This is a genomic window from Aquabacterium sp., from assembly GCF_014378415.1.
Lineage (GTDB): Bacteria > Pseudomonadota > Gammaproteobacteria > Burkholderiales > Burkholderiaceae_C > Aquabacterium.
The window spans coordinates 1-8611 of record NZ_JACMNS010000074.1 but is presented as its reverse complement, the minus strand read 5'-3'; the positions used below and the strand labels follow the sequence as shown (position 1 = coordinate 8611).

Annotated in this window: 7 protein-coding genes and 1 pseudogene; 2 read left to right on the top strand and 6 right to left on the bottom strand. The window is 58.2% G+C overall.

The genetic code is table 11. The features are described from left to right. Positions 1-184 precede the first annotated feature (184 nt). The 6 genes from H7225_RS07140 to H7225_RS07115 are packed head-to-tail and all read right to left on the bottom strand — an operon-like array spanning position 185 to position 6502. Positions 185-1105 (bottom strand): glycosyltransferase family 2 protein, encoded by a 921-nt coding sequence (locus H7225_RS07140; RefSeq protein WP_290660286.1) that lies wholly within the window; start codon positions 1103-1105, stop codon positions 185-187. Beyond that, positions 1102-2334 carry an oligosaccharide flippase family protein gene (locus H7225_RS07135; protein WP_290660284.1) on the bottom strand — a complete coding sequence of 411 codons (1233 nt, stop codon included), beginning with the start codon at positions 2332-2334 and terminating at the stop codon, positions 1102-1104. The genes H7225_RS07140 and H7225_RS07135 overlap by 4 nt, the downstream gene beginning before the upstream one ends. A 9-nt stretch (positions 2335-2343) precedes the next feature. Continuing rightward, positions 2344-3399 (bottom strand): glycosyltransferase, encoded by a 1056-nt coding sequence (locus tag H7225_RS07130; protein ID WP_290660282.1) that lies wholly within the window; start codon positions 3397-3399, stop codon positions 2344-2346. Beyond that, complete coding sequence (locus tag H7225_RS07125; RefSeq protein WP_290660280.1) at positions 3396-4469, bottom strand: glycosyltransferase family A protein; 1074 nt, start codon at positions 4467-4469, stop codon at positions 3396-3398. Before H7225_RS07125 ends, H7225_RS07130 begins: the two co-directional genes overlap by 4 nt. After that, positions 4466-5551, bottom strand: coding sequence for a glycosyltransferase family 1 protein (locus H7225_RS07120; protein ID WP_290660278.1), 1086 nt, complete (start codon positions 5549-5551; stop codon positions 4466-4468). Before H7225_RS07120 ends, H7225_RS07125 begins: the two co-directional genes overlap by 4 nt. An 18-nt stretch (positions 5552-5569) precedes the next feature. Next, the gene (locus tag H7225_RS07115) at positions 5570-6502 is read right to left on the bottom strand and encodes a glycosyltransferase family 2 protein (protein ID WP_290660276.1); all 933 of its coding nucleotides are present in this window, start codon (positions 6500-6502) and stop codon (positions 5570-5572) included. 107 nt (positions 6503-6609) lie between these two features. On the opposite strand from H7225_RS07115, the gene H7225_RS07110 reads away from it, so the two are divergent. Both H7225_RS07110 and H7225_RS07105 read left to right on the top strand, forming a co-directional pair. After that, complete coding sequence (locus H7225_RS07110) at positions 6610-7782, top strand: glycosyltransferase family 2 protein (protein ID WP_290660274.1); 1173 nt, start codon at positions 6610-6612, stop codon at positions 7780-7782. A 49-nt stretch (positions 7783-7831) separates the two neighbouring features. Next, positions 7832-8595 (top strand): annotated as a pseudogene (locus H7225_RS07105) (IS5 family transposase). The last annotated feature ends 16 nt before the right edge of the window (positions 8596-8611 follow it).

The following is an 8611-nucleotide window of genomic DNA, read 5'->3' as shown; positions in this document are numbered from 1 at the left end:
CGTCAAGTCGTTGAGCTGCATGTGCGCGTGGCCTTGCTCAACCGCTTCAGCCAACTGGGCCGTCCTGTGACGGTTGCCATGGCATAACTCCGCCTGGGGCTGGGGCCATACCGTCTGTCATCCGCATTGCGCAACAAAGCCCTGCGGTGGCTCATTGTTTAAACTCCCTATTTATATTTTTTCATCAGAACTTCAATATTTCTGTGAAGAGCTTGGCATTTTCTTTTGCAGAATAATCACTGAAAACAGGTGACGCCAATACTTCAATGGACGCCGCAGCGAGCGCTAATAATTTATATGATTTGGTGTATAAAAAACTGTGGTGTTTTTTGATGAAAATATAGCAACCACGCTCCAGCAAGCAGCGCCGATGATTTTTAATGGTGAAGGTGCCGCCGTTTTCATGGAACACCTTCACCCCTAAATCCACCATTGTCCGCAGGGCAAGCTGCTTGGTCATCCGGTACTGCAGGTCCGTTTCTTCTGCATACATGAAGAACGATTCGTCAAACCCATTGAGTTTGCTGAAAACCGTGCTGGGCATCATCAAGGCCGCGCCAGTCACATATTGGGTTTCAAACAGGCCCTGCTGTGGGATCGGCTTGGTGGGGGGCGGGGCTGATTGGGTGCCGGTCAGGCGCCTCACGCACCCATGCAGCACATGCTTGGCCCACTGCAGCGGGCGCTTGATGGTGATGAACTCGCCAAACGAGTTCTCAACCTTGCTGTTTTCATTGATGACTTTGCAGCCCATGGCGCCCAAGGTGCTGTCTTTAGCCAACGTGGCCGCCATGGCCGTGGCGCAGTCTTCCACCAGCGCGGCGTCAGGGTTCAAAAAGAACAAATAATTGCCTGACGCATGTTGCGCCCCCACATTGCAGCCGGCACCGAAGCCGCCATTGCGGCCGGGGTCGATCAGCTGGGCGGGCAGGGGCCGCAGTCGGTTCGCCAGGTCCAGCCTGTGCGGTGTGGCGTCGCTGTTGTCCACCACGATGATTTCATGGCTGGAGGTGCAGTATTCACCGATGCTGCGCACGGCCCTTTCCACCTTGTCCGCCGCACGGTAGTTAACGATGATGAATGAGATGAGGGGCGTCGATGTCATTGGAATAATGTCCGTTTGTACCTGTACAGCGTTATCAGGGCGACAGAGGTGATCATCTCGGCGATCACTCTTGCAATAGCCGCGCCAATGGCACCGTTTAGCCACGCGCCCACTACCGTCAAACCAATGCCAAAGGTGGTGGTGCCTATGCTGATGGCGCTGATTTCGCGCTCCATCCGCTTGGGCAAGAAGATGTAAACCGAGATGGCATTGTTGAAGGCGGCCATCAAAAAGATCGGGCTCATCACCATCAGGATGGTGGACGCGTGTTCAAACTTCTCGCCAAGCAACAGATTGAGCAGCGGGGGGGCCACGGTCAATGCGGCCAGGGTGGCCAGGCCGCCTGCGATGCACACCCATTTCACGGCCCGCTTTTGCTGGCGCAAAACTTCTTGCGTGTCGCCATTTTCATGGAGCATCTTGGAGAACCAGGACAGCAAGACTTGGCCCGCGGGCGCCAACAGGCTTAGGCCTGTGGTGATGACTTTTTCGGCGGTGCCAAAGTAGGCCACTTGGGCCGGTGTGGCAAAGGTGGCCAGGGAGTAGGTGCCCACGTTGGTCATCAAGGCATAGGTGCCGCTGGTGATGAACAGGGGCGTGGATTGCTTGATGAGGTTGAAGCCGTCGGCAACGCTGGACAGGCGCATGGGCTCTGCCTTGGCCGCGATGAAATAGGCGATGAAGCTGGTGATGGCCGATGAGGTGGCCAACGAGGCCATCACGTAAATCGAGTCTGCACTGCCACGCACCAGGAATAGAACCATGCTCAGCGTGATGACGAAGCCTGCAATTTCAATCATCACGGGAGTGGTGAAATTGAGCCGGCCTTGAAAATACCAACCCAAATTGAACCCGGCAATGATGCCGCACAGCACGGCCAGGCTTGCCGTGGCAGGGTGGCTGCTCAACAAGGGTGAGCCCACAATGAAAATAATGCCTGCCGCCACCGCAATGGGCACCAGCAAAGCGCGCGCGGTCAGGTGGCGGCTGAACTCGTGGTTGCGTTCTGCATCGGTTTTAAGGCTGGCAATGTTGCGCGCGCCAGTGAAGGCAAAACCCCAGTTCTGAATGGTCCACACAATGCTTTGCACCGACATGGCCGCCAGGACCAGCCCGTAGGAGTCGGGCCCCAGCACGCGCGCGTAAAACGGGATCAGAACGATCAGATAAACGTATCTGAAGAAATAACCTGCGTAGGCAGATATCAAATGCTTGTTGAGCGAAGCCATCGGGTGCTTTTAGTTCTTCTTTGGTGATGGGTTGTTCAGCATGGCTGAATAGGACCGAACACATTCCTTCCAGCCAAACAGCCGGATGGCGGCCAACGCCTTGTCGGCCTGGGCTTCAGCCGTGCCCCTGTTGGCCGGGATGGACTTCAATCCCACGACGCGTTCCACCAGTTCTGCATCGTCTTTGAAAGGCAGGGCATTGGGCAGTTGGCTGGCAGCCCATTTGATGAAAGGGCTCTGGCGCGCCCAGATGGCCGAGACGCGGCCAATGGCCTCAAAGAAGGCGCCGCTGACCAGCATGGAATCGCTGATGTGGGCCAGGATCAAGACGTCAAGCGCGGCCAGGCTGGCCGCAAAATCTTCGTCGCTCATGTAGCCTGATTGAAAGGCCACGTGGGGGGCCAGTTGGCGCCGCGCGATGACCTCGTTCAACTGCGCGGCGTAGTCGTCGGTGGCGCGCCCACGGATCATCAAGCGCACGCCTTGCGGCCAGATCTCCAGAATCCGGTGGATATTTTTGTAGGGCCTGACAGCGCCCAGCATGCCGAACTGAGTCTGTTCTGAACCGCGCGCAGCGGCGGGCATGGGCTTGGTGTTGGTGTGCCCATCGTCCCAATACAGCGGGTGGGGCAGGTAGGTGGCTTGGTAGGTGCCGGCGAAACTGGGGTCGTGCACCACGCGTGTGTCGGCCAGTGCCCGCAGCAACTTGATCAATTGGACCGACAGTTTTTTGCGCCAGCCTGTGGTGTCGTGCACCGCGTGGTCGTGCACAAAATACACCACCCTGGCGCGGGCGATGGCTATCAGCACCACGTAGAACAGGAACTCCACCGAGCCTTTGAGCGACAGGCTGGGGTTGGCACCCCGCCACACATAGGGGCGCGTTTCCAGCCAATGGAAGGCCATCACGTTGTCGCGCTTGAAGATACCCCAGGCACGGCCCGTCAGTACCGATTTGACGTTCAGTGGTTTGACATCGAAACCGCAGTCGCTAAGCAATTGCTTTTGCATGTCGATGTAGCGGTTGGTGGTGTTGGTGAAAGGCGAGACAAACGCAATCCTCATCGCATCACACCTTGTCGTCTGGCAGGGCCGCGGCTGCCTGGATCACACACATAGCGCGCGGCCTTGGTGGCCAGGTTTCTGGGGGCCAATAGCACCACAAGCGACCAGGCGATCAGGCCTGCTTTCTTGAACACGCTGTAGTCGTTTCTGACGACGATTGAACGCACAAGCCTGGGCAGCCGCGCCAGGGTGGCGCGAGTGTCAGTCCACCAGCCCTTTCCGGCCAATGCGGTGCTGGCATAGGCCGATTTTTCATTTGAAAAATCAAGCAGAGTTGTCGGCGCCTGGATGGTCCCTTGGCTTCGCTCAGCGATCCAGCGCCCAAAACGTTCAATGCGGGCTTGCAAACGCTTGTCCAGCGACAGACCTTTGGCCGCATTGCCAAAGGTGAATGAGCTCTCTGCGCTGGGCAGGCGGTGAATGCGGTAAAGCCCCAGCGTGCTTTGGCAAGCCGATACGGTGCCAAAGAGGGTGGCGCCGAAGATGCAGAAAAAGTCAGCGCCATGGCGGTCTTGCGCATCTGCAGGCAGCGGAAAGATCTTGCCAAGAACACTGTGCCGATAAGCATTGCCCGACGCGGGAGGCGACGCGTGCGGCACCCCGTGCTTGAGGAACACGGTGGCCACCTCGCCTTGGGCCAGCTCGTGCGGAATGGTGGCGCCGATTTGCTCGCCATTCGGCCCGATCAGCTCCAGCCGAAAATGCACTTTGGCCACGCCTTCGCCGAAGTGCGTGGCGATTTCGGCCAGTGCGCCAGGCAGCAGGGCGTCGTCTGAATCCAGAAAGAGCACCACGTCGCCTCGGGCCTGTTCAAAGCCTGCGTTGTACGCGGCGATTTGCCCCCCGTTGGCCTGGGCAATCACTTTGATGCCCTGCGCCTCATAGCCATGAATGACGGCCAGTGAACCATCGCTTGAGCCGTCATCGACCACGATCACTTCGAGTGGCGGGTAGGTTTGCTGCAACACAGAATCGATGGTTTGCCGAACATACCTTTCGTAGTTGTAGTTGCACACCACGACAGAGATGCGCGGGTTCGACAAGCCTGCAAGTGGTGGCTGCGGTGTCATTTTAGAAACTGCTTGATCATGTTCAGATTGAGGGTGGCCGAACGCTGCCAGGTGTATTGAGCCGCACGTATCCGGCCGGCCTCAGCCAGGAGGGCGCCGCACGCAGGGTCGCTGAAAAAATCGGTCAGTCGTTGGGCGAGTTCTTCGGGGCGATGCGGGTCAAAGTAGAGCGCTGCATCACCACAGGTCTCGACTACAGCGGCCGCAGTAGAAGCAATGACGGGGCAGCCGCTGGACATGGCCTCCAGTGGGGGGATGCCAAAACCTTCATAGAAAGACGGAAAGACAAAGCACGATGCGTGCTGATAGAGCGCTTTGAGCTCGCCATCGCTGACGTAACCCAGCTTGATCATGTGCTCGGAGCTGGTCGTGGCTTGCTGAAAAATGGCCGAGTTAGTGGCGCCCGCAACCACGCACCTGGGGGCCTGCGGGCCCAGCAGATCAAGCGCCTTGACGATGGTGCCGAAATTTTTGTTGGGGTTGGCGCTGCTGACGGCCAGCACGAAGGGCTGATCGCGCAACTGGTGCTTGTCCAGGATGCGGTCATCGGGCTGAATGGCTTGCAAGTGCTGCCAGCCTTCGGTGGTGACACCAACCCGCTCGGGGCGCGCGCCGAAACAGGCGATGGCTTCGCTTTTGCTGAACTGGGACACCGCCATGGTCAAAGGCGCGTGTTTGACCAGCGATCGAACCATGAAGGTGTACCAAAGCCTGAACTTGGCGGTGTAGGCCTCAGGCACGCGAACCACGCCGGCATCGTGAACGGTGGTGATTTGCCGCCTGTGTAGCAACGGGCCAGTGAAACCGAAGGTGAACAGAAGGCCATGGCGTGCGTGCCAGGCCAGTTCGGTTTGTTCCCAGGCGTGTCCCGACAAGCGACCGACGGTTTGAAATCGGATGTGGCGCAAGCCGGGATCGGGCGTTCCCGCAGGTGCCAGGACGGTGACGGGGCCGAAGTCAGCGTGGGGCCCATTGGGGCCCAATTGCGAATCCATGCATGCCAGCGTCTCGCGGGCGTAACGCTGGATGCCAGTGACACCTTGCGTTAAAAAGCGGCCATTGATGAACAAAGCGGCGGGCAACAACTTCCTTGGCCCCGCTCAGACGAACTCTAGGATGCGGCGGGGGTCGCATCGGCCTGAGGCGAGATCCAGCAAGGCGCGCATATTGCCCTTGAGCCGGCCCGGGTAGTCCACCAAGGGGGAAGGCAAGATACTTTTGACCGTGTTGGCGATCAGGTGCCTGACGATGAACTTGTAGGCTTTGCCTTTGGGCATGGTGCCTTTTTTGATCAGGTACATCGGGTTGGCGATTTGCGAATAACCAAAACGCAAGCCTGAAATCCGGCCGGATGCGCTGCCCAGGTGCACGCCCTTGCAATCAGGGATGTAGACATTGCGCCCGATCCTGGAGGCCTGCCCGGTGTAGTCCTGGTCTTCTTGCCAGCCATAAAGCGGCAAGGTTTCGTCAAACTCGCACTGGCGGATCACGCTGTCGCGGAAGGCCATGTTGCAGCCGAATAAGCTGGCCATGGGGCGCTCGACCGGGCCGCTGGCCCAGTGCTTCTCGGGGGGTTTCTCTCCACTGATGTAAGCAGTGGCCTCGGCCTGAGACAGGGGGGTGCCTTGGGCGCCATCGGCCAAAACGTGGCCGGTGATGCCCACGATGTCGGGATGGGCCAGGAAGTGGCGCTGTGCGGCTTCAAGCCAATGGTCTTCGGGGCGGAAATCGTCGTCCAGGAAGACCGCGAAACTGGGCGTGTCGCCTGCCAAGCCAAAGGTTTTGGCGACCGCGATGCCGACATTGCGCTGGTGTGGCAGCCCGGCGCGTTGCGCAAGCTTGATGGTGGCGGCGCCCGACAAGGTCATGGGGTGCTTGTCCAGATCGGTGACATCTTTGGCTTCTGCGCCCACGACGACCACATGTGCGGCGCTCAGGGTTTGACCTTGCAGCCAGGTCAACAACTCAAAAACCACTGCCGCTCGGCCTTTGGTTGCGATGATGATGAAGGGAATCAAGCTGTTTGCAGTCATGTGTCGTGGCATGTTGTTGATCGTGCGAATGTTGCAGATCAGTTTACCGAATCAACGGTGCCATTGGCCCCATTGAATGAGGCCGAACCCGCAATCAGGGTGTCATCATGGTGAAAGGTTCAAGGGTAACAATTACAAAAAATCACGCAGTTGCAACGGGCCACCATTTACGTTGGTCCAACGCTAATGGTAATTACGCTTACAAAAAAAACAGGGTGGCTATGCACACGTTAGCAGTCGAGCGCATCGAACGCCAAAATAGCGAGCAAAAAATGGTGTCTGTGGTTGTTACCAACTACAACTATGGCCATTTTTTGGCGGATGCCATTGATTCGGTTTTGCACCAAGATCATGCCTCCATTGAAATCATTGTGGTTGACGATGCGTCTACCGATGATTCGCGCCACGTGTTGAGTGCCTATCTCGACCGTGTGCAGGTGGCATGGCAAACGCAAAATTTGGGACAAATCAGTGCCTACAACCGAGGTTTTGGCATGGCGAGCGGTGACATCGTCATTTTTCTCGACGCCGATGACCGCTTGAAGTCAGGCGCCATCGCTGAAATTGTGCAGGCCTTCGCAGGCGAGCGCGTTGTGAAAGTGCATTGGCGAGCCGACTTGGTTGACGTTGCAGGGCAGGCAACCGGGGCGCACGTGCCGGCCAAATTGGTGGCGGGCGACATGTCCAAACTCATTGTGGACAAAGGGATCTTGTATCCCTCTTCACCCGGTAGCGCTAATGCCTATCTGGCCAGCGCGTTGAAGCAAATCATGCCTTTGCCAACTGATTCTGCCGAAAAGCACGGAGCTGATTTTTACACCATCTATGGCATTGCCTTGCTGGGCAAGGTGGCCATTGCCGGGGATGGGCGCGCACTGAGCGATTATCGATTGCATTCGCGCACTGACCGTGCAGTGCTGAGTTTTGGCAACGCGGCCCAAGGTTACCGCGAGACCGAAAGAATGGGCCTGCGCAGCCAGACTTTTCAACGTTGGGTGGCGGGCTGGAGCGAGCAACGTATCAGCGTTACCCTGGCGCTGACCGAGTTCTCCATTGAGAAAAACTCTTTTGCCAACAGCATATTTGCACAAGCAGGTTATTGGTCTGGTTTGAAGGTCGGCATGGGTGGTTTGAAGACTTTGGTCAGAAGCATCCGGCATCGGCCGGGTTGCGCCTTGGAAAAGCTGGCCTTGACCACCATAATCCTTGCCATTTTGGTATTACCCAGGCCGGCGGGTTTGCCGATTGCAAAATACCTTTGTGACCCTTCTAGCCGGTAACGCAGGCTTTGTTGCACAAAGCCCTGCGACCAAGTGGTAGCCTGAGTTGATGGAACAAGACAGGAAGATGCGGACGAAGTACCGCACGACGAACGGGTCCGAGTACAACGCGTCGCTGAAGGCCCGTGGCTCGCTGACGGTGTGGCTGGACAAAGGATGCAGTGGTTGGCCCAGCCCAACGGCAAGCGCGGTCGCAACCAGACGTTCTCAGACGCAGCCATCCAGTTCTGCCTGAGCATCAAGTGCCTGTTTGGACAGCCGCTGCGCCAGAGCCTGGGCATGGTGCAAAGCCTGTTGAGGCTTACCAATCTGGACTGGCCAGTGCCCGATTTCAGCACGGTGAGTCGGCGCCAGAGGCATCTGCGTGTACAGCTGAGCTACCGCCCCAGCACATCGCCATTGCACCTGCTGGAGTTGATGGCGCAGATTCCTGCTGCTGCGCCCGTGGCCAGCGTCAGCGCAGACGGGGCTTACGACACCGGGGCATGCCACGAGGCCATTGCGCAGCGGGGTGCTGCGGCGATCATCCCGCCACGCAAGAATGCTCAGCTGTGGAAATCTCAATCGGCAGGGGCAAAGGTGCGCAACGAAGCGGTGCTGGCTTGCAAACGCCTTGGGCGCCGGATATGGACGGTGTGGAGTGGTTACCACCGGCGCAGCCTGGTGGAGACCAAGATGCACTGCTTCAAACGACTGGGCGAGCGCGTGATGGCGCGTACCTTTGAGCGTCAAGTCGTTGAGCTGCATGTGCGCGTGGCCTTGCTCAACCGCTTCAGCCAACTGGGCCGTCCTGTGACGGTTGCCATGGCATAACTCCGCCTGGGGCTGG